Raw genomic sequence first — 21,103 nt, 5'->3', positions numbered from 1 at the left:
AATTTAGGGCCACGCAAGAATTTTTTAAGAATTCGCTAAAAACCGACAATTGTAATTGTTACTCAATTTAGTGGTTATCAGACATTTTTTCCGCTTTTCGATGCCGGAAAAATATCCGGGAAATCCCGTAACTCGTTATGCATCAAGGATCTAGGGATCATGTAACAGAATGTAATTTCTCTCAGTCGAGTGTGCCGATTATTCGTATAAATGAGGCTAGTCCCTTTCATTTCCCCAATTTCCGCCGGTCGTCGTGAACGCGGCACATGCAGGAGTCAGGTCGATGAAACGCCAACACGCCCTTGCCGTCGTCACTGGTTTGTCTATTGCGTTCATGCCGGTTTTACCGGTCGTGGAGGTCGCGAACGCGGCCGTCTACTCGAACGGAACGGCCACGGCCACCTTCAACGTCACGCTCACGCTGCAGGCGAATTGCGCGATTTCCGCGAATCCGCTCGCGTTCGGCACGAACGGTGTGCTCGCCACCGCCATCAATCAGCAGACCACGCTCGCGGTCACCTGCACGAACACGACGCCGTATAACGTCGGGCTCGACGCGGGCTCCGTGACCGGTTCGAGCGTGACCGCGCGGCTGATGGCGGGTACGGCCACCGGCAACACGACCACCACGGTCGGCTTCCAGCTGTACCAGGACGCGGGCCGCACGACCATCTGGGGCAACACGCAAGGCACCAACACCGTGGCGGGCACGGGTACGGGCTCGGCGCAAACGATCAACGTCTACGGTCAGGTGCCCGCGCAGACCACGCCGCGCCCGGACACGTACCAGACCACCGTTACCGCCACGGTCTACTTTTGACGGCACGGTCGGTTTCGCCTCTGGCCACCCGTTCGATCGTGCACGGGTTCGCGCGCTTGAATTCGCTCCCGAATCCGCGCGTGGATCTGCGCTTGATACAGCGTTTGATACGGCGCTTGATACGGCGCTCGAATCGGTGTCTTGATTCGCGCGCCGTTCGGCGTGTGGGCGGGTTTTCGACTACGCATGCGAGCCCCTGTGGGCAGCTGACGGCAATGCCGTCGCGGATCGCCGCGCGGTGTCTGTTCGTCGCCGCGCTTGCGCTCGGTGCGCTGGCGGCGTTCGGCGTGCGCGACGCGCAGGCGGCCACGCTGCAAATCTCGCCGGTGACGATCGAGTTCTCGCCCGGCGAAGTGGCCACCGGCCTCACGCTGCGCAATCCCGGCGAAACGCCGGTGTACGGTCAGGTGCGCGTGTTCCGCTGGAGCCAGGCGAATGGCGACGACGTGCTCACGCCCGCCACCGACGTGATCGCGAGCCCGCCGCTGATCGAAATCGCGCCGCATGCGGATCAGCTCGTGCGCCTCGTGCGTACCGCGAGCGCGCCGCCCGCGGGCGAGGAAAGCTACCGCTTGCTGATCGACGAATTGCCGCCGCCGGGTTCGGCCGCGGCCGAGGGCGTGACGATCCGCCTGCGCTATTCGGTGCCGGTGTTCGTCGACGCCGCGAATACGGCCGCGCGCCCCGTGCTCGCGTGGCATCTCGTGCACGCGCCGAACGGCTGGGCGCTGCGCGCCGACAACACGGGCGCGCGGCGCGCGCAGATCGCGGCGGTGCAACTCGTCGACGATCTCGGCCAGACGCACGACGTGACCAAGGGGCTGCTCGGCTACGCGCTCGCGGGGCAAGGTCGGCAATGGCACGTCAACTTGCCCCCGTCGACGAAACCCGCTCGCCTCACGGTGCGCGCGACCGTGAATACGCAGCCGCTCGAGGCGCCGGTGACGATCGACGCGAGCGGTGGATGAACGCGCCGCACTCACGAGGCGCGCAACGAGGGAGGACGGGCGAATCGGAGAGCAGCGAGGCCGATGACAAGGAGGATCGTGCGCGTGCCGCAGGCAGCGGGCGCACGAGAGGCGCATGAACCACCAGAACACGCATGAAACGAACCCGACGCGCGTCTCGCCGGTGTCGCCGCGCCTGCCGGCAGCTCGCGGCAGCGGCGCTGCTTGCCTCGCTGCTCGCAGCGTGGGCGGCGAGCGCACGCGCGCAAACGCAGCCGCCCGTTGACGCCGGCACGATGAACGCGCGTGATCTCTATCTCGAAGTCGACGTGAACGGGGAACGCACGTCGCGCATCGTGCACTTCCGCCAGTTGGGCGGACGCCTCTTCGCGGCCGGCGCGGACCTCAACGCCGTGGGTCTCGCCACCGAGCGGCTGCATCTGAACGACGCGCAAAACGTCGAACTGGGCTCGATTCCGGGTCTGCGTTATCGCTACGACGCGGCCAACCAGCGCATCGACCTGCAATTGCCCGACGCCTTGCGCAAACCGTTCCAGTTCGACACGCGCGGTGTTTCGGCCATTCCGCCCGCGCACTCGGATCGCGGCTTCGTCTTCAACTACGACGCCTACGCGCAGTCGGGCGCGGCCTCGGAATTCGCGCTCTATAGCGAGGAACGCTACTTCGATCCACTGGGCGTGTTCAGCAACACGGGCGTGGCCAACGTCTATCGCGGCCACGACGGCTACGTGCGCTACGACAGTTCGTTCAGCACCTCGAATCCGGCCACGCTCGCGACCACGCAGATCGGCGACACGATTTCTTCTTCGCTCGCGTGGACGCGCTCGATCCGCATGGGCGGCGTGCAGTATCGCAGCAACTTCTCGCTGCGCCCCGACCTCGTGACGTTCCCCGTGCCCGCGCTGCCGGGCAGCGCGGTCGTGCCCACCTCGGTCGATCTGTACATCAACAGCGTGCGCCAGTACAGCGGCAACGTGCCGACCGGGCCGTTCATCATCAACGACGTGCCGGGCATCACGGGCGCGGGCAATGCCACCGTCATCACGCACGATGCGCTCGGCCGCACCATCGCCACCTCGTTGCCGCTCTACGTGGATACGCGCCTCGTGGCGCCGGGCCTGTCGAGCTATTCGTTCGAGGCCGGTTTCCTGCGCCGCAATTACGGGCTCGATTCGTTCGACTACGACCCGCGCCCGGCCGCGAGCGCCTCGTGGCGGCACGGCGTGAGCAGCCATCTCACGCTCGAAGCGCACGGCGAAGTCACGGGCGGGCTCGTGAACGCGGGCGGCGGCGCGTTGTTCGGACTCGGCACGGCGGGCGTGGTGAACGGCGCGCTTTCCCTGAGCACGGGGCGGCTCAACGGCGCCCAGGTGAGCCTCGGCTATCAGTTCGTCTCGCCGCGCGTGTCGATCGACGCGCAGACGATACGCGCATACCGCGATTACGGCGATCTGGCCGCGCGCGACGGCACGCCCGTGCCCACCATCACGGATCGCGTCACGGTCGCGGTGCCGTTCCTGCGCAACCAGACGGTTTCGGCGAGCTATATCGGCTACAAGATTCCGGGCGCGCCCGTCTCGCAGATCGGCTCGCTCGCGTGGACCTTCAATTTCGGCAATCTCGTTTCGGTGAATCTGAGCGCGTACCAGGATTTTCGTCAGCACGATTCGCGCGGCGTGCTGCTGAGCGCGAGTCTCGGCCTCGGCCACAACACCTCGGTCAACGCGACCGTGGGCCGCCAGGCGGGCCAGTCCACCTGGAACGCCAACGCGCTGCGCCCGCCCGACTACTCGGGCGGCTGGGGCTACGGTGTGCAGGACGGCGGCTCGGGTTCGACGCCGTTCCGCCAGGCGCAACTGCAGTATCTCGGCAATTACGGCGAGGCCACGGCCTCGGTGCAGCAGGTGGGCACGCAGACGATCGGCTCGCTCGACATGACGGGCGCGCTCGTGTTCATGGATCATTCGGTGGAACTCGCGCGGCGTATCGACGACGGTTTCGCGCTCGTTTCGACGGACGGCGTGGCGGGCATTCCCGTGCTGCACGAGAATCGCGTGATTGGCGAAACGGATGGCGGCGGCCATCTGCTGATCCCCGACCTCAACGCGTACCAGCACAACCAGGTCGCCATCGACGCGATGAAACTGCCCGCCGACGCGCGCCTCGCCAGCACCTCGCTCGACCTCGTGCCGCAGGCGCAGTCGGGCGTGCTCGCGCATTTCGGCGTGACGCGTTACCGCGCGGCATCGGTGATCGTGACGGGGCCGGACGGCCAGCGCCTGCCCGCGGGCGGGCGCGTGCATCACGTGGAAAGCGGCCACGACACCATCGTGGGCTACGACGGCATCACGTTCATCGACGACCTCGCGGCGGAAAACCATCTGCTGATCGACAGCGGCAATCTGCACTGCGAAGTCACCTTCTCGTGGCATCGCGAAGGCGAGGGGCTGCAAACGCTCGGCCCGCTGATGTGCAAGCCGGTCGCGCAGAACGCCCAGAGCACGCAAGGCGGTGCGCCATGACGCCGGCTTTTTCGTCGACGATGAACCGGGCGGCGAGTTTCACGCGCATGGGCGCCTTCATGGGCGCATTCAGGCGCGCGTGCGTGCTGGCGGGCGTGTGTCTCGCGCTGCTGTTGGCGGCCAACAGCGCGCACGCGGAAACCTGCTCGGCTTCGGCATCGACCGTTTCGTTCGGCAACGTGAGCCCGATCTCGGGCGCGCCCGTGACGGCCACGGGCAGCGTGAGCATCACCTGCACGTGGTCCGCGGTGACGCTCACGCCTTCGGTGCTCGTGTGCCTGAACCTGGGCGGCACGACGCCGCGCACGATGAGCAACGGCACCAATACGCTGAACTACGACCTCTATCAGGACGGCGCGTATGCGCAGCGCTGGGGCTCGATCTACACGGGGTCCACACCCATCTCGATCACGCTGAACAAACCCACGGGCACGACGCTCACGCAAACCGTGACGTTCTACGGGCAGATAGCGGGGTCTCAGCCCACGGTGCCCACCGTCAACAACGCGACAACCACGTACACGCAAAACTTCGGCGCGGACCAGACGTCGCTCAACTATGCGTTCTTCCTGCTGCTCTCGCCCACGTGTCCCTCGGTCACGACGATCGGCGGCACGTTTCCGTTTTCCGTGAGTGCGAACGTGATCAACAACTGCAACATCTCGGCCACGCCGGTGGCGTTCGGCTCGCGGGGCGTGTTGCAGTCGGCGGTGCAGGCGAATGGCACGATCACGGCGCAATGCACCAACGGCGACGCCTATCGCATCTCGCTGAACGGTGGCAGCAGCGGCAATGTGGCTGCGCGCACGATGCAGCGCTCGGGCGGCGGCACGACCGTGAGTTATCAGCTGTATCTCGATGCCGCGTTGGGCAGCGCGTGGGGCGACGGCACCAACGGCACCGTCATGGCGACGGGAACCGGCACTGGCACGAGCCAGACCTTCACGGTGTACGGGCGCGTGCCGGCGCAAAGCGGGCCCACGCCCGGCAGTTACAGCGACACGATCACCGCGACGATCGCGTTCTGAGGTTAAAACACCACCGTCCAGACCGAATCCGCCGCCGCGCGCAGCCGTGACGGCGCGCTGCCGGTCGTGGTGTCGGTCTGGCTCAGGAGCCACGGTTCGCCGTGCGCGCAATTGACGACGGGCGCGATCGCGGTTCCGCCGTTCGAACTCACGACACAACTTTGCTGCACCACGAGGCTCACGAGCATCGTGGCGGGCTCGGCCGCGTCGCCATAAGGCAACGCGAATGCGAGGAGCGGGACGGCGAGCACGAGCACCAGCCGCCGGAAATTAAGGGCGCGCATCTTGTTCTTGATTGGTTCGGGAGCGTGCGCCGCGGGAGGCGCGACGCCGGCGTCTTATTCAGTATTCGTCATGTTTGTCGGCACGCGGCCGCGAAAGTTGAGCATGGCGACGTTTTGTCCGATTCGCAGTGGGCTAACGCACGTATTGCGCGTGGCTTTCGGCCAGAAAAATTTTCGATCACGGGTTCCTTCGAAATTGCCTTCAAAATTTACTTTACTGTCAGTAATGTTATAACGTAACATCAACGCCACGCAGGCTTGCGACCAGACCAACCGAGGCGGCGCGCGTCCACATTGGGCCCCGGATGCGCGCCGCCGTCACAACGAACGCACAGAAACCATCGTGGCGACCACCTTCTTCCTCCGACCGACCGCACGCGGCGCGGCGCGCCGCCTCGCGCGCGCGCTGCCGCTCGCGCCCCTGCCGCTCGCGCTCTTCGGCGCGTTCGCCCATGCGCAATCGACGCTCGCGCCCGCTGGCGCGTCGAGCGCCGCATCGAGCAACGTTTCGGCCAGTGCCTCGAGCGGCACGACGGGCGCGACGCTCGCCCCCGTGTTCGTCACGGCCAATCCGCTCGGCGAAACCGATCTCTCCTCGCCCACGACGTCGGTGAGCGGCGACGCGCTCGTCATGCGCAGCGCCAACTCGCTCGGCGAAACGCTCAACGGCTTGCCCGGCGTTTCGACCACGACTTACGGCCCGCTGGTCGGCCGCCCGATCATTCGCGGCATGGACGGCGACCGCATCCGTCTGCTGCAAAACGGCGTGGCCGCTTACGACGCCTCGTCGCTGTCGTACGACCACGCGGTGCCGCAGGACCCGCTGTCGATCGAGCGCGTGGAAATCGTGCGTGGCCCGGCGGCGCTGCTGTACGGCGGCAACGCGATCGGCGGCGTGGTCAACACCATCGACAACCGCATTCCGCGCGAAGCCATTACGGGCGTGACGGGCGCGATCGACGCGAGCTACGGCGGCGCGAACGACGCGCGCGCGGGCGCGGCGCAGGTGGAAGGCGGTAACGGCCAGTTCGCATTCCACGTGGACGCCTTCGACCGCGACACGAGCAACCAGCGCATTCCCGGCTACGCGCATTCGGCGCAGCAGCGCGCGGCCGACGGCCCCGACGCCGACCAGCCCTACGGCAGCATTCCGAACAGCGACGGCCGCTGGCACGGCGGCGCGGTCGGCACTTCGTACACGTGGGCCGACGGCTACGCGGGCATTTCGTACAACGGCTATGACGCGAACTACGGCTCGGTCGCCGAAGACGACGTGCGTCTGCGCATGCATCAGGATCACGTGGCGATCGCGTCGGAAGTGCGCAATCTGCAAGGCCCGATCAGCCAGTTGAAGTTCGACTTCGGTTATACGGACTACGAACATCGCGAGATCGACAACGGCGAGACCAGCACGACGTTCCGCAATCACGGCTACGAAGCGCGTCTCGAAGCGCGTCACAAGAAGATCGGCCCGTTCGAAGGCGCGTTCGGCGTGCAGGTGAGCCAGAACACGTTTTCGGCGCTCGGCGACGAAGCGCTCGTGCCCACCACCACGACCACCAACGTCGCGCTGTTCGGCCTGGAAGAGTGGAAGGTGACGCCGGCGCTCAAGCTGAGCCTGGGCGGCCGGCTCGAACACGTGAAGCTCGATCCGGTGGACTCGAGCGGCACGAAGTTCGACGGTTCGAGCGCGCGCGATTTCAACGCGGGCAGCCTTTCGGCGGGCGCGATCTACAAGCTCACGCCGGTGTGGGCGGTGAGCGCCAACGTGGCCTACACGGAGCGCGCGCCCACGTTCTACGAGCTGTACGCGAACGGACCGCACGACGCAACGGGCCAGTATCTGATCGGCAACCCGAACGCGCAGAAGGAAAAGGCGATTTCGACCGATCTCTCGCTGCGTTACGAGAATGGTCCGAACAAGGCGAGCGCGGGCGTGTTCTACAGCCGCTTCCGCAATTACCTGACCGAGTACAACACCGGCCGGCTCGTGGACGACAGCGACACGCCCGTGCCCGCCGGCACCGACGACGCGCTCAACGAAGCGGTCTATCGCGGCGTGCCCGCCGAGTTCTACGGCATCGAACTCGACGGCCACTGGCGCGTGTACGAGCATGGCCCGCACCGCGTGAGCCTCGGCTTGACGGCCGACTACACGCACGCGCGCAACGTGGACACGGGTTCGCCGCTGCCGCGCATCTCGCCGCTGCGCACGACGCTCGACGCGGACTACGGCTACGGCCCGTTCGGCGCACACGCGGAACTCGTGCATGCGTGGGCGCAGCACCGCGTGCCCGAAGACGATCTGCCCACGGCGAGCTACACCACGCTCGCGGTCGCGCTCTCGTACAAGTTCCACGTGGGCAAGACCAACTGGCTCGCCTACGTGCGCGGCGACAACCTCACGAACCAGGACGTGCGCTTCGCGAGTTCGGTGGTGCGTGACATCGCGCCCGAAGGCGGACGCAGCGTGATGATCGGCATGCGCGGCGACTTCTGATGACAAAAAAGGCAAGCGCATGGCTTCGCGCTTGCCTTCGGTTGCTTCAAGCCGCGTATCACGCGGCTTTTTTTTACGTCGTGCGCTTATGCGGCCGCTTACGCCGCACTGGCCGCCGGGCTCACGATGGCGCTCGGCGGTTGACCCGTTTGCATGCGCGAGCGGCCCGAGCTGAGGTAATCGGCGATCGAATCCTGGGTGATTTCGCCGATGTAGTGACCTTCCGCGTCGAGTACCGGCATCCACGAAGCGCGGAACTGGTACATCTTCGAAAGCACGACGCGCAAGTGATCGTCCACGCCGACGGTGGCCGGGAAGGGCGTGATGCGGTCCCCGCACACGCCTTCCGCGCCGCGTGCCGCGCGTCGCCCCACGAAACCGAGCGCATGTTTGTCGCCGTCGAGCACGGTGAGATAGCGCGAGTCGCTTTCGTCCATCATCGAGAACGCCTGCGCGAGCGGCGTGTCCACGCGCGCCGTTTCGGGCTGCGTGGCGGCGTCGCCGGCCTTCACGAGCAGCAGGCGCTTGAGCGTGCTGTCCTGACCCACGAACTGCGCGACGAAGTCGTCCTTCGGGCGCGCGAGCAGCGTGTCGGGATGATCGTATTGCACGAGCTTGCCGCGCCGGAACACGGCAATGCGGTCGCCGAGCTTGATGGCTTCGTCGATGTCGTGGCTCACCATGATCACGGTCTTCTTCAGTTGCCGCTGCATCTGGAAGAACTCGTTCTGGATGGTCTCGCGGTTGATCGGGTCGACGGCGCCGAACGGTTCGTCCATCAGCAGCACGGGCGGGTCCGCGGCCAGCGCGCGAATCACGCCGATACGCTGTTGCTGGCCACCCGACAATTCACGCGGATAGCGCTTCAAATACAGCTTCGGGTCGAGCGCCACCATCGACATGAGTTCGGCCGCGCGCTCGGCGCAGCGCTTCTTGTCCCAGCCGAGCAGACGCGGCACGACCGTGATGTTTTCCTCGATCGTCATGTTCGGGAACAGGCCGATCTGCTGGATCACATAGCCGATATGGCGGCGCAGGTCGACTTCGTTCAGACCCGTCGTATCTTCGCCGTTGATGAGCACGCGGCCCGAGGTGGGCTGGATCAGCCGGTTGATCATCTTGAGCGTGGTGGTCTTGCCGCAGCCCGAGGGACCGAGGAACACGCAGATTTCGCCTTCGGCCACCGAAAGGCTCACCGAATCCACGGCGCGCACGCTCTGGCCGTCTTTTTGCGTGAAGGTCTTGGTGAGTTGGTCGAGTTCGATCATGTCTTTTGCACTCCTTTCGGTGTCAATGCGCGTTGCAGCCACTGCAACAGCAAGTCCGCGACGATGGCGACGATGCTGACGAGCACGGCGCCCACGAGCAGCTTCATCATGCTGCTCTGGCCGATCGCGCGAACGATCAGCGTGCCGAGGCCGCCCGCGCCGATCACGGCGGCAATGGTCATCACGCCGATGTTCATCACGACGGCGGTCCGCACGCCCGCGAGAATCACGGGCACGGCGAGCGGCAGGTCCACGAGACGCAGACGTTGCCACGAGGTCATGCCGATGCCGGTGCCGGCTTCCTTGATGCCGGCGTCGACGTTGTGCAACGCGAGGTACGTGTTGCGCATGATCGGCAGGAGCGAGTAGAGAAACACAGCCGTGATCGCGGGCACCGGACCGATGCCCTGGCCGAAGCGCGAGAACACCGGAATCATCAGGCCGAACAGCGCGATGGACGGCAGCGTGAGCACGATGGTCGCGACGCCGAGCAGCGGGCCCGCCAGCCATTGATGCCGGTTGATGAGCACGCCCAGCGGCACGCCCGCGACAATCGCGCAACCCACCGCAATGCCGACGAGATAGATGTGCTGCAAGGTGAGCTGCAACAGCTCGGGCCAGCTCGCGGCGAGATAGTCGAATACGCTCATGTCGCCTCCTTATTCCAGATGATGCGATTGCAGGAACTGCTTCGCCACGTCCTGCGGCGGCGTGCCGTCCAGGTCGACGGCCTTGTTCATGTCCTGGATCACGTCGTTGTTGAGCGCCGCCGAAAGCGCGTTGAGCTGCGCGGCGAGCTTCGGATTGTGGTCGAGCACCGACTTGCGCACGACCGGCACCGCGTTGTACGGCGGGAAGAAATGCTTGTCGTCTTCGAGCGGCGTGATGCCGAAGCCTTTCACGCGGCCGTCCGTGGTGTACACGAGACCGATGGTCAGCTGGTTGTTATGCAGCGCCGTGTAGACGAGACCCGGGTCCATCTGCTTCATCTGCGAGCGGCGCAGCGTGATGCCGTAGGTCGCGAGCAGCGGCTTCAGGCCGTCGGGACGATTCGCGAATTCCGCGTCCATGCCGAACACGTAGTGGCGCGCCTTGGGATCGCTCTTCAGTTTCGCGGCGAGTTCCGAGATCGTCTTGATGCCGGTTTCCTCTGCGAATTTGCTTGGCAATCCTAATGCATAGGTGTCGTTGAGCGTGGAGGCGTTGAGCCACACGAGCCCGCGCGGCGCGTCGAGCGCCTTCACGCGTTCGTACATGGCTTGCGGATCGAGCTTGTCGTTGATCTTGTCGTAGACGAGCGCGGCCGTGCCGGTGTAGTCCCAGACCAGATCGAACTGGCCGTTTTCGAGCGCGCTGCGCATGAGCGTGCTGCCGAGCCCCGAGCGCACTTCCACGGTGTAGCCGAGCGAGCGCAAGTACTGCGCGGTGACTTCGGCGAGCACGTATTGCTCGGTGAAGTTCTTCGCGCCGAGCACGAGCTTTTGCTGCGCGAATGCGCTGGAGCTTGCCGCGATCAGCGTGACGCCGATCACGCAGGTGCGCGCGAGACGTTTGAGGGTTGCGAATAGCGTCGTCATGCGAGCCCTCCGTGGCGCGATTGCCATTGACGGCTGCCTGCCGCGACCACGCCGTCGAGCACCAGCGCGAGCGCGGCGGTGAAGGCCGCGCCGAGCAGCAGCAAGGGCTGATCGTTCAGATAGATGCCGGGGAAGATCAGCGAGCCGAGGCTGTCCGCGCCAATCAGATAAGCGAGCGGCGCGGTGCCCACGTTGATCGCGAGCGCCGTGCGAATGCCGCCCACGATGATGGGCACCGCATGGGGCAATTCGACGCGCGTGAGCGATTGCCAGTTCGTCATGCCGATGCCGCGCGCGGCTTCGCGCAGCGAGCCGGGCACGTTTTTCACGCCTTCGTAGGTGTTGCGCGTGATGGGCAGCAGCGACGCGAGAAAGAGCGCGACGATCGCGGGCATGTCGCCAATGCCGAAGATGCCGAGCGCGATGGCGAGCACGGCAAGCGACGGAATGGTGTTGCCCACGTTGAAGATCTGCATGAAGCGTTCGGCCTGGCGCGCGAACTGCGGCCGGCTGAGCAGCACGCCCGCGGGCACGCCCACGACGATGGCGAGCACCATCGACCAGGCAACGAGCAGCAGATGCTGGCCGGTGTAGTACGCGAGATCGCCACCGTGGCTGCGCCACGTATCGGCGCCGATCGCGCGCGAGAGCAACCACGCGAGTACGGCGAGAGCGATGAGGCTGCCCGCGAATAGGGCAGAGCGTCGAGTCATGAAGGTACGCCTCCTTGTTTCGAAGCCGCGGGCACGAGGCCGCGCAGCGGGGACGCTCACCAGCGGAGCGCCGCGAAAGCAAGTTCGTCATCCCGGCATGGCCGCGATAGAACTAACGAAAACACCCCGCCGTTTCGCGCACGAAGACGCGTGGCGGCAGACGCAAGAACGCGTGCGCGTTCGTGACGGTGTCGTGTTCAGCTCGGCGGTAACGAGCAGGTCGCTACGCGCTGGAGCAGGGGCCGTATTAATAACGGCATGGATGCGTACGAATGGCTTTGAGCCGGTACGCAGGGGCTGAAAGCCCGCTTAGGGACGAATACGCGGATCACTCCACTAAGGCGCGTTGTTAAGGTGCGCAGCGTATTCGCAGTTGTAAGAGATGTATCTCGTTGTGAATGAAGCGGGACGAGCATAACCCAATCGATTAGGCATGTCTACCATGGGGACCGATCGGTGTAGCGTGCGTGGGCAGTGAGTTTTCATGTTTGTGGTCATTTCCGGAAATTGATCAGTTATCCGTATGAATATTTATCGGTAGCAATTTCCCCAAACAAAAAGTGCCATACAGGTGTTCATTTTCTATGCAATGCATAAAGCAAGCGGCGTTCCCGCAATGGCCTTCCGCGCTCCGGCAATTTCTGCTGTGCGATTCGCGGGCTTTAAGTTTCGTTTAAGGAAGCGTCTTTATTTTCGGTCGTTCCGTCCATTTTCCTGATCGATGCAGGGCGATTTGACCGCGTGGCTGCGCGCGATATTTCGCTGTTGCACCGATATCACCAGCGCAGCCGCGCCGTTCACGCGTGGGCTGTCGCCCGACAATCCGGCATTTCATTTCATGGTATTTCGTGCAATTGCGGCGTCCCCTGGCCTCGCGGGAACTCTTTTCATTGTGTGCGCAATCGGTATGACGAGCGCCGCGTGGCACCTGCACCGGGCGTCGCTGCACGCGAACGACGATGCGCTCGGCGAGGGGGCCAATGTGTCGGCCGCGTTGCCCGCGAGTGCCGGCGTTCGTTCGAATGCGGGCGCAAGCGCGAGCGATGCGGCGTCCGGGCCCGCGGTCGCGAAGGCGGCTGCGGAACCGCCGCCGTATCGCGTTAAAACGGCCGTCGTCGAACATAGTTTCAGCGAAGCGGCGCAACGTTTGGGCCTCGACGCCGCCACGACGGCGCAACTCACGAAAGCCTTCGCAGGACGCGTGGATTTTCGTCGCGATCTGCAGCGCGGCAGCGAAGTGAGCTTCGTGTTCCGCAACGCGGCGGGTTCCGCGAATCCGCAGACGAATGCGCAAACGAATCCGCAAGCGGATACGCAAACGAATGCCCCGGCGAGCGACGCGCGGGCCGCCGCATCGACATCGACACCGACGCAACCCGCGACATCCGCAGGCGCGGCATCCCGCACGCCGGTGGCGGTGCGCATCTCAACGGGCACGGCCTCGCACGACCTCTTTCTTTATCGCAATCTCGCGGGCAAGGCGTTCTACTATTCCGCCGACGGTCATTCGGCCGCGCCGTCGTTCCTGCGCTATCCGGTGAAGTTCACGCGTATCTCGTCGCACTTCGCGCTGCGGCGCCTCGATCCGGTCACGCATCGCATCCAGCCGCACGAGGGTGTCGATCTCGCGGCGCCCGTCGGCACGCCCGTGCATGCCACGGCGCGCGGTACGGTCACGTGGGTCGGCTGGAAAACGGGCTACGGCAAGGTCGTGATGCTCGATAACTTCGGCCCGTATTCGACGACCTTCGCGCATCTGTCGCGCTACGCGAAGCATCTGAAGGCCGGCGACAGCGTGCGCCAGGGGCAGGTGATCGGCTACGTCGGCGCGACCGGCTGGGCGACCGGGCCGCATCTGCATTACGAAGTGCACGTGGATCAGGTCGCGCAGGACCCGCTGACCGTCGACCTGCCGCATCGCGATCCGCTGAGGGGCGCGGACAAACAGCGTTTCGCGCAGCAGGTCGAGCGGCTCGACGCGCTGCTCTGAACGCGGCGTGCGCAGGCTGCGCCGTTTTGCCGATTTTCGATAACGCACCGATTAATGACTCAATAGCATGGTTCCACTCACCCGGCGCGGCCAACGGCGGCCGCGCGGGCCTTCCAGAGGGGGAACACCATGCAAAGCGAGTCGAACGCCCGTCCCGCCGCCGCCGGCGGAGCCGGGGCGCCCGCGCTCCAGCAAACGCTCGGCACCTGGCAGTTGTGGGGCATTGCCGTCGGGCTCGTCATATCGGGCGAATACTTCGGCTGGAGCTACGGCTGGGCCAGCGCGGGCACGCTCGGTTTTGTCGTCACCGCGCTCTTCATCGCGGCGATGTACACCACCTTCATCTTCAGTTTCACGGAACTCACCACGTCCATTCCGCACGCGGGCGGCCCGTTCGCCTACGCGCGGCGCGCGTTCGGGCCGGCGGGCGGCTATCTCGCGGGCATGGCCACGCTCGTGGAATTCGTGTTCGCGCCGCCCGCCATCGCACTCGCGATCGGCGCGTATCTGCACGTGCAGTTTCCGGGGCTGGAGCCGAAGCACGCGGCCATGGGCGCTTACCTGGTGTTCATGGCGCTCAATATCGTGGGCGTGCAGATCGCGGCCACGTTCGAGCTGATCGTCACGCTGCTCGCCATCTTCGAACTGCTCGTGTTCATGGGCGTGGTGTCGCCGGGTTTCGCATGGAGCCACTTCCTCAAGGGCGGCTGGTCGGGTAACGATCACTTCTCGCTGGGGGCGTTCCACGGCATGTTCGCGGCCATTCCGTTCGCGATCTGGTTTTTCCTCGCCATCGAAGGCGTGGCCATGGCCGCGGAAGAAGCGAAGAATCCGCGCCGCTCCATTCCCATCGCCTACGTGGCCGGCATTCTCACGCTCGTGGCGCTGGCCGTGGGCGTGATGGTATTCGCGGGCGGCGCGGGCGACTGGACCCAGCTCTCCAATATCAACGACCCGCTGCCGCAAGCCATGAAATACATCGTGGGCGAACATAGCGGCTGGATGCACATGCTCGTGTGGCTCGGCCTGTTCGGTCTGGTGGCGTCGTTTCACGGCATCATCCTCGGCTATTCACGGCAGATTTTCGCGCTCGCCCGCGAGGGCTATCTACCCGCGTGGCTCGCCAAGGTGCATCCGCGCTTCAAGACGCCGTATCGCGCAATTCTCGCTGGCGGCGTGGTCGGCATCGCCGCCATTTACAGCGACGAACTGATCCAGTTCGGCGGCCAGACGCTCACGGCCAATATCGTCACCATGTCGGTGTTCGGCGCGATCGTGATGTACATTGTGAGCATGGCGGCGCTCTTCAAGCTGCGCCGCGCGCAGCCTGCCATGGAGCGCCCGTTCCGCGCGCCGCTTTACCCGGTCTTTCCGGCCTTCGCGTTGATCGCTGCGCTCGTGTGCCTTGGCACGATGGTGTATTTCAACGCGTTGGTCGCCGGTGTGTTCGTCGTGATTCTCGCGCTCGGCTACGCTTATTTTCTTGCCACGCGAGCGCAGCGCGAGGCCGCACCGGAGGTGCGAGGCGCCGAAGGATTGCTCGAAGAGTGAAGGCTTTGCAGGAGTGCCGGGCATGAACTACACGGAGACGATCGGCGCGCGCAGTTATCGTTTCGCGGACCTGAAAACGCTGCTCGCGAAGGCCAGCCCGCCACGCTCTGGCGACCAGCTCGCGGGCGTGGCGGCGGCCAGCGAAGAAGAGCGCGTGGCGGCGAAAATGGCGCTCGCCGCCGTGCCGCTCAAAGCGTTTCTTGCCGAGGTGCTCGTCCCGTACGAGTGCGACGAGGTCACGCGCCTGATCGTCGATACGCACGACGCGGCGGCGTTTTCCGCGGTTTCGCATCTCACCGTGGGCGACTTCCGCGACTGGCTGCTTTCCGGCACGACGGATACCGAAGCCCTCGTGTGTGTCGGGCCCGGCCTGACGCCGGAAATGGTCGCGGCGGTTTCCAAGCTCATGCGTAACCAGGACCTGATCGCGGTGGCCAAAAAACGCCCTGTGGTCACGCGGTTTCGCAACACCGTGGGTTTGCCGGGCCATATGTCGGTGCGTCTACAGCCCAATCACGCAACCGACGACGTGAAGGGCATTGCCGCTTCCATGCTCGACGGCCTGATGTACGGCAGTGGCGACGCAATGATCGGCATCAATCCCGCTACGGATAGCCTCGCTGCCATCACGAAGCTGCTCGCCATGATCGACGGGTTTCGCGAGCGTTACCGCGTGCCCACGCAGTCATGCGTGCTCACGCATGTGACCAACACGATCGCGGCCATCGAAAAGGGCGCACCCGTGGACCTCGTGTTTCAGTCCATTGCGGGTACGGAAAAGGCCAACGCGAGCTTCGGCATTTCCCTCGCGTTGCTCGCGGAAGCGCGCGAGGCGGCGCTCTCGCTCAAGCGCGGCACGGTCGGCAACAACCTCATGTATTTCGAAACGGGGCAGGGTAGCGCGCTATCGGCCAACGCGCATCACGGTGTCGACCAGCAAACCTGCGAAGTGCGCGCCTACGCGGTGGCGCGCCAGTTCGAGCCCTTCCTCGTCAACACGGTGGTGGGATTCATCGGCCCCGAATATCTTTACGACGGCAAGCAGATCATTCGCGCGGGGCTCGAAGATCACTTCTGCGGCAAGCTGCTCGGCGTACCCATGGGCTGCGACATCTGCTACACGAATCATGCGGAAGCCGACCAGGACGACATGGACACGTTGCTCACGTTGCTGGGCACGGCGGGCATCAACTTCATCATGGGCATTCCCGGCGCCGACGACGTGATGCTCAACTACCAAAGCACGTCGTTCCACGACGCGCTGTATGTGCGTGAACTACTCGGTTTGCGGCGCGCGCCCGAGTTCGAAGAGTGGCTGGAAACCATGGAAATCGCCGACTCGAAAGGCGCGTTGCTGCGCGCCTCGCCGCGCGTGCCATTGCTTGCGGGCGCGCACGAGTGGATAGGGATCGACGCATGAGCGACGCCGTCGAAAAGAATCCGTGGGACGGACTCAAGGCGTTCACGAACGCGCGCATCGCGCTCGGGCGCGCGGGCAATGCTTTGCCCACGGCGCCGTTGCTCGCGTTCAACCTGTCGCACGCGCAGGCGCGTGACGCCGTGCACCAACCGCTCGATACGGAAGCCCTGCGCCGCGCGCTCGAAGCCGAAGGTTTCGCAACGCTCGAAGTAGCGAGCGCGGCGCCCGATCGTCAGCATTATTTGCGCAGGCCGGACCTCGGGCGCTGTTTGTCGGAGGCGAGTCGCGCGGTGCTCGCAGCGCAACCAGCGGCCTCGGCCGAGGCTGCGCCCGAAGTCGTGTTCGTGGTCGGCGACGGCTTGTCCGCTTTCGCTGCCGCGAAGCAGGCCGTGCCGTTGCTCAAGGCGGCGCGCACGCGGCTAGACGGCTGGCGTATTGGGCCGGTGGTCATCGCGCGCCAGGCGCGCGTGGCGCTCGGCGACGAGATCGGCGAACTGCTGGGTGCGTCGCTCGTGGCCATGTTGATCGGCGAGCGGCCGGGGCTCAGTTCGCCCGACAGCCTGGGTATCTATCTCACATGGGCGCCGAAGGTCGGCTGCCACGACGCGCAGCGCAACTGCATCTCGAATGTGCGGCCCGAAGGGCTGCCACACGAGGCAGCCGCGCACAAGCTTCACTATCTGCTCACGCAGGCGCGGCGGCTCAAGCTCACGGGCGTGGGCCTCAAGGACGACAGCGACGCGTTGCCGGGCACAAACCGCGAAGTGCCGGGGGCGATCGCCCCGCCGTAAATGTTGGTGCGTATGGAATGGGCCGCAGCGGACCGCACCGCGAAGGTGCGCTGCGCCATGTGCGCAGGCATTGAGCACGCCGGTGCCGGTGCGTTGCGCCATCGTGGAGCAACGCGCTTGAGGCGTCATCGCGTCTTCTCGCGCTTACGTTAGCCGTTCGGCCGACTGTCGCCGCTGGCGCGGCTCTTGCATCATCGATCCATCGATTCGATGCGAGCGCGCAGGGGGCAAGGATGAATGACACGGCGCCAAACAGGGTAGTGGCCGCCAACACCGCGGCGGGTGCGACTGGCGCGAACGCGAACACCGCGCAGGCGAATGCAGCGCAGGCGAACACAGCGGGCGCAATGCGCGCCCCCGTTGCGGCCACTATCGCACGCACTACGGCAGGCAACTCAGCGGTTATCTTGGCAGACCCCACCGCAGCCACCGCCGCTGAAGACACGCAGCGCAATGCGCAAGGCGCGGCGGTACTGGCGGGGCGGCCGGTCGTGAGCGTGGCGCATGACGCCGATGAACAGGCGCGCAATCTGGTCGGCTGGCGGCAAACCTATGACCAACTGGCGGCGGGGCGCTTCGTCGGAACGCTGACCGAAATGCCGCTGGACACCATGAAGGTGTTCCGCGAAACCACGAGCCATACGTTGCGCCAGGCATGCGAAGTACGCGGCGACGCGTACTGGTTCGGCATCCCCGTGCGCGGCCAGGGCGACATGCGGATCGACGCGCAGTGGGTCGATGCGAATGCCTTCGCGCTGCGGCCCGGCAACGTCGAATTCGAGCTGCTCACGCCCGCGCAGTTTTCGATCTACGGCGTGGTCGTGCGCGGCGACGTGCTGCGTCACTATGCGGCTTCCGTGGAGCACAAGGATTTCGACGCCTGCGTGCCCCATGCGCCCATCGTGCGCGCGAGCCCGGTGCGCATCGAACGGTTATGCGCGCTGCTCGCGAGACAACTCGATGTTGCGCGCGAAGACGTCGAAGGCAGGCACGGCGGCGAGAGCGACCGGGCCAGCGCGGGAACCCGGCTCGCATCGCTTGCCGAAGCCGAACGCTGCGGGTCACAGGCCGATATACAGGCCGATATACAGGCCGAGGTGCTGGCGGCGTTGTTCGACGCCTGCGCGGGCGACGGGCGCGACGCCAACCCCGCATGCGGGGGAGGCGTCGAGGGCGACGCGCGCGTCATGGCGGAATCAGGCGCGCGGCGGCGCTGGATTGTGGATCAAGCGCGCGAGTACGTGCTTGCGCATCGCGCGCGGGCCGTTGGCGTGCCCGAGCTATGCGAGCAGTTGCTCGTGAGCCGGCGCACATTGCAGTACTGCTTCCAGGACGTGCTCGGCATGGCGCCTGCCACGTATCTGCGTGCGCTACGTCTGAACGGCGCGCGGCGTGATCTGTGCACGCAGGCGGGGTCCGTACAGGACGTGGCCGCCGCCTGGGGCTTCTGGCATTTGAGCCAGTTTTCGGCGGATTATCGGCGCATGTTCGGCATGCGGCCTTCGGAGGCGTTGCGCGCGTCCTGAGCCGGGTTTGCGTCGAATGCCGCGAGTTGCTTGTGATAGAACGTCGTGCCGCACAGCGCGCCATCGGGCATGAGCGCGTAGTTGGGTACGGCGCCCACGCGTTGCCAGCCTGCGCGCGTATAGAGGCGTTCGGCCGCGCCGCCCGTGACGGTGTCGAGTACCAGCACGGTTTTTCCGGCCGCGTATGCCGCCGCTTCCACCGCTTGCATGAGGCGCTGGCCCACGCCGCGTCCGCGTGCGGCGCGACAGACGAGCACTTTCGCGACATCGGCGCGATGCGGCTGGTTTTCGGGCTGTGCCACGACGAGTTGTGCGGTGCCTGCGAGCCGCGCGTTGTTATCGAATGCCGCGAGCAGCACGCGCTCGCCGTGCGCCACGCCTTCGGCCACACTGCGCCAGAATGCGAGCGCCGTGGCGCGCGAGATCGGCAGCATGAAGCTCACGGAGGCGCCGCCTTCGACGCAATCGATAAGCACGTCGGCGAGCGCATCGGCGTGCGCGTGGGCTTCAGCGGCGCTCAGTGCGCGCACGGTGATGGCGTCGGTCATGGGCGAATTGTCGGTGAACATTAGCGGGCGGTTCTGCATAGCGCGACGAGGTAGCGCGCGGGCTTGCGCGTGGGGTTGCGATACACGATCGGGCAATCGAGCCGCATCGAGAGACAATCGCCGGTGGCGAGCCGCCATGTCGTCTCGCCTACGCTCATCTCCATCGCGCCTTCGATCACCCAGACCTGCTGATGAATTTCCGCATCGCGCAGGCTCGTGTCGTAGGCCACGCGCTCGCCGGGTGGAAACTGCACCTCCACGAGCTGAATGGGCGACCACGCGGGCGGCGAGAGATTGCGCCGCACATAGCCGGAGGCCGGATCGGTCCAGCGCGCCTGGTCGCGCGCGGCAATGTGCGGCGAGGGCGGAGTAGCCGCCACGCTGCTGGCGCTCTCGAACAGCGAGGCGAGCGAGACGCCCAGCGCCGTCGCGAGTTTGTCGAGCACGACGGCGGTCGGGCTGCTTTCGCCGCGCTCGATGAGCGAGATGTTCGAACGGCTCACGGCGCTGCGCTCGGCGAGCGCGTCGAGCGACCAGCCTTTGGCGTCGCGCAGGTCGCGCAGGCGTCGCGCGATGTTGGCGTGAATATCCATGCGTTCCAGTTTGGTGGATTTGGTTTCCAGTAAACTAGAATTTCTGGGCGAACGTGTCAAGCGGGCCGGGTTCGTCGATCGTATGAAGCATCGCGGCGCAAAGTCGGCATCAACTTCCGTCGACGTAAAGCTCGAACGAGGCGTGCCGTGTCGCAATTCGCCAGCCGTGTGCGGTGCGCGCGAAGGTATCGTCGAAGCGCCCGACGATCTGCTGGCCGCGTGCGGGCCGACCGAACGGGCCGGGCGCATCGCTTTGGCTGCCGCTCCAGAGCAATACCTGCGTCACGGCGGTTGCGGCATCGGGCGTGACCGAATGGAAATGCGTCGCGAGCACGAGATGACGGCTGATGCGATCGGCGGGCCGCGCGGCGTAGGACGCCACGATGGCGTCGCAGCCGTCGAGTGCGGCGCCGTTCGGTCGAACGAGGCGCGCGTCGGCGCAAAAGACGCGGGCAAGCTCGGCGCTGCGGCCGCCGTCGATCAGTTCGGCGGCCAGCAGAACCCGCGCGCGGCATTCGTGCTCGATGACCAGGCGAGCGATCGGGTCCGGTGCCAGTGGCGGAGTGGTCGTGGCGGTCGTTGCAGTCGTAGGCATGGTGGTCATCGTGCTGGATGCGTTGATCGAGTGCGGCGCAGAGGTGGCGTTCGCCATGGCGGTCGCGTTCCCGCGTCGGTCGCGCGTGGCTCGCCGAATAGTTCGGTCGCGGGCTTCGCGTTTATTGCACGGAGGATGTACGTAACGTTCATTGCTCTCACCGCGTCCACCGCGTCCACCGCGTCCACCGCATCCACCGCATCCACCGCATCCACCGCATCCACCGCATCCACCGCATCCACCGCGCCCATCGCATCCATCGCATCCACCGCATCCACCGCCTCTCTCGCCCCGAACCGCAGCCTTCGCGCTTCGTTCGTGACGTCATCAGCGTTTGCCGTCAAGCCCGAACCCGCCGATCCATGGCAAACGCTACACGGCTCGCATCGATCGAGTTCCTCGCCGTCAT

Annotated in this window: 19 protein-coding genes; 10 read left to right on the top strand and 9 right to left on the bottom strand. The window is 65.6% G+C overall.

What is annotated here, in order from left to right; genetic code table 11:
* Positions 1–334: 334 nt before the first annotated feature.
* The 4 genes from FAZ98_RS34170 to FAZ98_RS34155 all read left to right on the top strand — a co-directional run bounded on the left by FAZ98_RS34170 (position 335) and on the right by FAZ98_RS34155 (position 5,338).
* Positions 335–820, top strand: a complete 486-nt coding sequence (locus tag FAZ98_RS34170; RefSeq protein WP_233273045.1) for a Csu type fimbrial protein — start codon at positions 335–337, stop codon at positions 818–820.
* Positions 821–1,035: 215 nt separating this feature from the next.
* Entirely contained in the window at positions 1,036–1,788 is a 753-nt protein-coding gene (locus FAZ98_RS34165; protein WP_158958455.1) for a fimbrial biogenesis chaperone, read from the top strand.
* Between the two features lie 134 nt (positions 1,789–1,922).
* Positions 1,923–4,310, top strand: a complete 2,388-nt coding sequence (locus FAZ98_RS34160; RefSeq protein ID WP_158958453.1) for a fimbria/pilus outer membrane usher protein — start codon at positions 1,923–1,925, stop codon at positions 4,308–4,310.
* Between the two features lie 47 nt (positions 4,311–4,357).
* On the top strand, positions 4,358–5,338 hold the full coding sequence (locus FAZ98_RS34155; RefSeq protein ID WP_158958753.1) for a Csu type fimbrial protein: 981 nt from the start codon (positions 4,358–4,360) through the stop codon (positions 5,336–5,338).
* 2 nt (positions 5,339–5,340) lie between these two features.
* Here the strand turns inward: FAZ98_RS34155 and FAZ98_RS34150 are convergent, their stop codons facing one another.
* Complete coding sequence (locus tag FAZ98_RS34150) at positions 5,341–5,622, bottom strand: hypothetical protein (protein WP_158958451.1); 282 nt, start codon at positions 5,620–5,622, stop codon at positions 5,341–5,343.
* A gap of 406 nt (positions 5,623–6,028) precedes the next feature.
* Between FAZ98_RS34150 and FAZ98_RS34145 the strand changes: the two genes are divergently transcribed.
* Positions 6,029–8,122: a TonB-dependent receptor gene (locus FAZ98_RS34145; RefSeq protein WP_158958751.1), complete on the top strand. Its 2,094-nt coding sequence runs from the start codon at positions 6,029–6,031 to the stop codon at positions 8,120–8,122.
* Between the two features lie 98 nt (positions 8,123–8,220).
* On the opposite strand, the gene FAZ98_RS34140 is transcribed toward FAZ98_RS34145, so the two are convergent.
* From FAZ98_RS34140 to FAZ98_RS34125, 4 genes are read right to left on the bottom strand one after another with little or no spacing between them, the layout of a single operon-like run.
* The gene (locus FAZ98_RS34140) at positions 8,221–9,390 is read right to left on the bottom strand and encodes an osmoprotectant ABC transporter ATP-binding protein OsmV (RefSeq protein ID WP_158958449.1); all 1,170 of its coding nucleotides are present in this window, start codon (positions 9,388–9,390) and stop codon (positions 8,221–8,223) included.
* A complete protein-coding gene (locus FAZ98_RS34135) occupies positions 9,387–10,040 on the bottom strand; it encodes an ABC transporter permease (RefSeq protein WP_158958447.1) in 654 nt (217 codons plus the stop codon). Before FAZ98_RS34135 ends, FAZ98_RS34140 begins: the two co-directional genes overlap by 4 nt.
* A 9-nt stretch (positions 10,041–10,049) precedes the next feature.
* Positions 10,050–10,967, bottom strand: a complete 918-nt coding sequence (locus FAZ98_RS34130; protein ID WP_233272995.1) for a glycine betaine ABC transporter substrate-binding protein — start codon at positions 10,965–10,967, stop codon at positions 10,050–10,052.
* Positions 10,964–11,680, bottom strand: coding sequence for an ABC transporter permease (locus FAZ98_RS34125; RefSeq protein WP_158958443.1), 717 nt, complete (start codon positions 11,678–11,680; stop codon positions 10,964–10,966). Before FAZ98_RS34125 ends, FAZ98_RS34130 begins: the two co-directional genes overlap by 4 nt.
* 907 nt (positions 11,681–12,587) lie before the next feature.
* Here FAZ98_RS34125 and FAZ98_RS34120 point away from each other — a divergent pair.
* From FAZ98_RS34120 to FAZ98_RS34100, 5 genes are all read left to right on the top strand, one after another.
* Entirely contained in the window at positions 12,588–13,670 is a 1,083-nt protein-coding gene (locus tag FAZ98_RS34120) for a peptidoglycan DD-metalloendopeptidase family protein (RefSeq protein ID WP_158958441.1), read from the top strand.
* Between the two features lie 129 nt (positions 13,671–13,799).
* On the top strand, positions 13,800–15,221 hold the full coding sequence (gene eat / locus FAZ98_RS34115) for an ethanolamine permease (protein ID WP_158958439.1): 1,422 nt from the start codon (positions 13,800–13,802) through the stop codon (positions 15,219–15,221).
* 22 nt (positions 15,222–15,243) lie between these two features.
* Positions 15,244–16,641 carry an ethanolamine ammonia-lyase subunit EutB gene (locus FAZ98_RS34110; RefSeq protein ID WP_158958437.1) on the top strand — a complete coding sequence of 466 codons (1,398 nt, stop codon included), beginning with the start codon at positions 15,244–15,246 and terminating at the stop codon, positions 16,639–16,641.
* The gene (eutC, locus tag FAZ98_RS34105) at positions 16,638–17,432 is read left to right on the top strand and encodes an ethanolamine ammonia-lyase subunit EutC (protein WP_158958435.1); all 795 of its coding nucleotides are present in this window, start codon (positions 16,638–16,640) and stop codon (positions 17,430–17,432) included. Before FAZ98_RS34110 ends, eutC begins: the two co-directional genes overlap by 4 nt.
* A 347-nt stretch (positions 17,433–17,779) precedes the next feature.
* A complete protein-coding gene (locus FAZ98_RS34100; RefSeq protein WP_158958433.1) occupies positions 17,780–18,958 on the top strand; it encodes a helix-turn-helix domain-containing protein in 1,179 nt (392 codons plus the stop codon).
* Here the strand turns inward: FAZ98_RS34100 and FAZ98_RS34095 are convergent.
* The 4 genes from FAZ98_RS34095 to FAZ98_RS35510 all read right to left on the bottom strand — a co-directional run bounded on the left by FAZ98_RS34095 (position 18,907) and on the right by FAZ98_RS35510 (position 21,038).
* Positions 18,907–19,506, bottom strand: a complete 600-nt coding sequence (locus FAZ98_RS34095) for a GNAT family N-acetyltransferase (protein ID WP_158958431.1) — start codon at positions 19,504–19,506, stop codon at positions 18,907–18,909. The genes FAZ98_RS34100 and FAZ98_RS34095 overlap by 52 nt on opposite strands.
* Positions 19,507–19,526: 20 nt before the next feature.
* Complete coding sequence (locus tag FAZ98_RS34090) at positions 19,527–20,099, bottom strand: helix-turn-helix domain-containing protein (RefSeq protein ID WP_158958430.1); 573 nt, start codon at positions 20,097–20,099, stop codon at positions 19,527–19,529.
* Positions 20,100–20,208: 109 nt separating this feature from the next.
* Positions 20,209–20,751, bottom strand: coding sequence for a nuclear transport factor 2 family protein (locus FAZ98_RS34085; RefSeq protein ID WP_158958428.1), 543 nt, complete (start codon positions 20,749–20,751; stop codon positions 20,209–20,211).
* Entirely contained in the window at positions 20,700–21,038 is a 339-nt protein-coding gene (locus FAZ98_RS35510) for a hypothetical protein (protein ID WP_199272473.1), read from the bottom strand. The genes FAZ98_RS34085 and FAZ98_RS35510 overlap by 52 nt, the downstream gene beginning before the upstream one ends.
* Between the last annotated feature and the right edge of the window lie 65 nt (positions 21,039–21,103).

The sequence above is a fragment of the Paraburkholderia acidisoli genome (genome assembly GCF_009789675.1).
GTDB lineage: Bacteria > Pseudomonadota > Gammaproteobacteria > Burkholderiales > Burkholderiaceae > Paraburkholderia > Paraburkholderia acidisoli.
Note: the sequence above shows the minus strand (reverse complement) of the source record. Positions and strands in the feature narration are given on the sequence as shown.

Coding starts and splice junctions, on each gene's coding strand:
- FAZ98_RS34140 (WP_158958449.1), bottom strand. CDS start 9,390: ATGATCGAACTCGACCAACTCACCAAGACCTTCACGCAAAAAGACGGC.
- FAZ98_RS34160 (WP_158958453.1), top strand. CDS start 1,923: ATGAAACGAACCCGACGCGCGTCTCGCCGGTGTCGCCGCGCCTGCCGG.
- FAZ98_RS34150 (WP_158958451.1), bottom strand. CDS start 5,622: ATGCGCGCCCTTAATTTCCGGCGGCTGGTGCTCGTGCTCGCCGTCCCG.
- FAZ98_RS34110 (WP_158958437.1), top strand. CDS start 15,244: ATGAACTACACGGAGACGATCGGCGCGCGCAGTTATCGTTTCGCGGAC.
- FAZ98_RS34165 (WP_158958455.1), top strand. CDS start 1,036: ATGCCGTCGCGGATCGCCGCGCGGTGTCTGTTCGTCGCCGCGCTTGCG.
- eutC (WP_158958435.1), top strand. CDS start 16,638: ATGAGCGACGCCGTCGAAAAGAATCCGTGGGACGGACTCAAGGCGTTC.
- FAZ98_RS34085 (WP_158958428.1), bottom strand. CDS start 20,751: ATGGCGAACGCCACCTCTGCGCCGCACTCGATCAACGCATCCAGCACG.
- FAZ98_RS34170 (WP_233273045.1), top strand. CDS start 335: ATGCCGGTTTTACCGGTCGTGGAGGTCGCGAACGCGGCCGTCTACTCG.
- FAZ98_RS34135 (WP_158958447.1), bottom strand. CDS start 10,040: ATGAGCGTATTCGACTATCTCGCCGCGAGCTGGCCCGAGCTGTTGCAG.
- FAZ98_RS34095 (WP_158958431.1), bottom strand. CDS start 19,506: ATGACCGACGCCATCACCGTGCGCGCACTGAGCGCCGCTGAAGCCCAC.
- FAZ98_RS34130 (WP_233272995.1), bottom strand. CDS start 10,967: ATGACGACGCTATTCGCAACCCTCAAACGTCTCGCGCGCACCTGCGTG.
- FAZ98_RS34090 (WP_158958430.1), bottom strand. CDS start 20,099: ATGGATATTCACGCCAACATCGCGCGACGCCTGCGCGACCTGCGCGAC.
- FAZ98_RS34125 (WP_158958443.1), bottom strand. CDS start 11,680: ATGACTCGACGCTCTGCCCTATTCGCGGGCAGCCTCATCGCTCTCGCC.
- FAZ98_RS34120 (WP_158958441.1), top strand. CDS start 12,588: ATGACGAGCGCCGCGTGGCACCTGCACCGGGCGTCGCTGCACGCGAAC.
- FAZ98_RS34155 (WP_158958753.1), top strand. CDS start 4,358: ATGGGCGCCTTCATGGGCGCATTCAGGCGCGCGTGCGTGCTGGCGGGC.
- eat (WP_158958439.1), top strand. CDS start 13,800: ATGCAAAGCGAGTCGAACGCCCGTCCCGCCGCCGCCGGCGGAGCCGGG.
- FAZ98_RS34100 (WP_158958433.1), top strand. CDS start 17,780: ATGCGCGCCCCCGTTGCGGCCACTATCGCACGCACTACGGCAGGCAAC.